This window comes from Paenibacillus sp. EKM301P (assembly GCF_011800295.1).
Lineage (GTDB): Bacteria > Bacillota > Bacilli > Paenibacillales > Paenibacillaceae > Paenibacillus > Paenibacillus polymyxa.
Window position 1 is genome coordinate 1 of record NZ_JAALFM010000141.1, and the last position, 256, is coordinate 256.

1 protein-coding gene is annotated in these 256 nt (G+C 51.2%); it reads right to left on the reverse strand.

Annotated features, from left to right (window positions below; genetic code table 11):
* A partial coding sequence (locus tag HFD99_RS25255) for a condensation domain-containing protein (protein ID WP_167441100.1) occupies positions 1-256 on the reverse strand: 256 nt, incomplete at both ends.

Sequence of the window (256 nt, forward strand, 5' to 3'; positions counted from 1 at the left end):
TCAAGGCATATACATTTTCCAGTTCCCCGATGTCACGAGTCCGCTCTACTAACTGATCCAGCTCGGCCAAGGTTACATGTTTAAGCTTGACATCGCTTGGCGTCAGCTCCTGCTGTTTGCGACCCGCGCAATGTGCGATGATGTCCTGCAGGCTGGTTCTGAGCGCTTCGGCTAGCTGCTCCATCGTTTCCTTGCGATATTCCTGATGGCTGTAGCTGATCGTCAATTGCAATTGACCTTCTGAAATCAGTCCGTT